The following is a 2,305-nucleotide window of genomic DNA, read 5'->3' on the forward strand; positions in this document are numbered from 1 at the left end:
CCCTCTACGGCGCCGGCGTCGCCCGTTGTGCGTACGGTGTCCTTTCGCGCCCTCTACGGCGCCGGCGTCGCCCGTTGTGCGTACGGTGTCCTTTCGCGCCCTCTACGGCGCCGGCGTCGCCCGTTGCGCCCGTTGTGCGTACGTACGGTGTCCTTTGGCTGCTGCCTCTGTCTGCTGTACCCCACCCCGGAGTGCTCAACAGTCATTAGGCCGTGGCCAGACCTCCACTTAGCCGGGTCCCTATCCGGTTCTCCCAACAACTACGCGCTCCGGACGCAACGCTGGCTGTGTGCGCTCGTCCGGCGTCTGCCTTCCAAAAGTCCCGGCTCTGGTGACGTGAGCTGGAGTAAGCCCAGGCCTTGGGCCCTGTGCTTCCTGTATCGCAGGCAGCGTTGGTTCGTTTGACGCAGGCAACTGTCCGGTTGACGCCGGCAACGGTCCAGTTGACGCAGTGGCTCCTCCTCCCCTGATGTGCCTCCATGGGTCTCGGTTTCCGCGGTACGAACAGCGTGAACCACGCATGAGCTCGGCCCACCCGATAAAACAGCAGGATATCTAGCAGGGGTCCTACTGCCAGCCTGGGTGGCGGGGTCTCTGGATACCGGCACTGGGTTTCTGATCCATCGTTTTCCGGACGTCGTTCCCCCTGCAGCCGGTGGGGTCCTTCAGGACGACGTTCGCCAACCGTCCAGCGGCAGCTGACCATTCTTCTGCGGAGTTAGTGGCCCGCTCACACGTTTCCGGCCAGCCTGGTGAAAGATCATGGCAGCAGTCTGGGGATGCACATATGGTGGCTTCAGCCGTCCAGCCCCGCTGGACGTGCAGAAATGGCGACACCACCCCCACCCGCCCTCATTGGACGTGCAGATATGGCGACATCGCCCGCACCCGCCCTCACTGGACGTGCAGATATGGCGACCAAAATGGTCTGGAGGTCGCCATATCTGCACATCGACGGTCGGTTCCGGGTGTGGTCCCGGCCGTATCCCCCGGGTGACCGGGTTTGGCTGGTATATGCGGGGATGTAGTCCTTGGTTCCCGCTGGATGTTGACGAAATTGGCTGGTGAGGTCTCTCCAGTCCCATGGGTAACGCTCGCTGGGACAGGAGGCCCGGTGCCAGAGGCCGGGTTTGGGCGGTGCAAATGGCTATCGTCGTCGCCCATGGTCCCGCCGCAGAGCTTTCTGCGCGGTTACCCATGGGAGGGGTGTGGCCGCTGTGGATTCTATGAAGCCCTACAACTTCCTGATTGCCGACTGCGGGCCTACCGGGAACGTGTATCTCCGTTCCGGGCAGTCCACTCCCAGCCCTGGCTTTGTCCGCCGGGGATGTGAAGGCGCGGCACCCCGGTCCTTCAAGAAGCCCCAAAACAGCCACACGTAGCTGAGGGACTCAGGGGGCTGATCGGTGCCGATGCAGGCTCGTCTGCAACGGGCCGGCATGTGCCTCACTGCGCAGATATGGCGACACCAGCGGACCGCCCCTCACCGGATGTGCAGATGTGGCGACCTCAAGCGCTCTCGCCTTCGCTGGACGTGCAGGTATGGCGACCTAAATTGTCTGGAGGTCGCCATATCTGCACATCGACGGTGCGTCCTGGGCATGGTGCGGCTGTCCATCGCCGACACGGCCTCGTGGGCGCCACACATCGCAGGCAAAGTGGCTGGATAGGGCCGAATCCTCGCTGGGTGCACACGCATGGCGACACCAGCGGGCCGACCCTCACCGGATGTGCAGATGTGGCGACCTCAAGCGCTCTCGCCTTCGCTGGACGTGCAGATATGGCGACCTAAATTGTCTGGAGGTCGCCATATCTGCACATCGACGGTCGGCCGTTGGCCGGGCGGGGTGGAGTCAACGGCGTAGCGGGGCGGGGTGGAGTCAACGGCGTAGCGGGGCGGGGCCGGGGCGGGGCGGAGAGGCTGATGGGTGGGGTGCTTCGTCGTGTTCGGGACAGTTCGTGCATGAGTGCGGCAGAGGATGGCTCATGTACGGGGTAAGCCGATGTGGCGGGTGGGGCGACGGCGTGGCGGGTGGGCCATGGGGCGGTAGGCGGCGGCGTGGCCGGGGGATGCACCGGTCTCAGCGACCCTGGATATGCCGATATGGCGGCTTCACCCGCCCTCGCCCTCGCTGGACGTGCAGGTATGGCGACCAAAATTGCCTGGAGGTCGCCATATCTGCACATCGACGGTGCGTCCTGGGCATGGTGCGGCGGTCGGCTGTGGGCCGGCAGCATGAGCCAACCGCCGGCTTCGTCTCCAGGCACCACGACGGGCGGGCGTCACCTCCCAGGCAGCACGCCA

The organism is Arthrobacter gallicola (assembly GCF_014836775.1).
In the GTDB taxonomy this organism is placed as follows: Bacteria; Actinomycetota; Actinomycetes; order Actinomycetales; family Micrococcaceae; genus Arthrobacter_B; species Arthrobacter_B gallicola.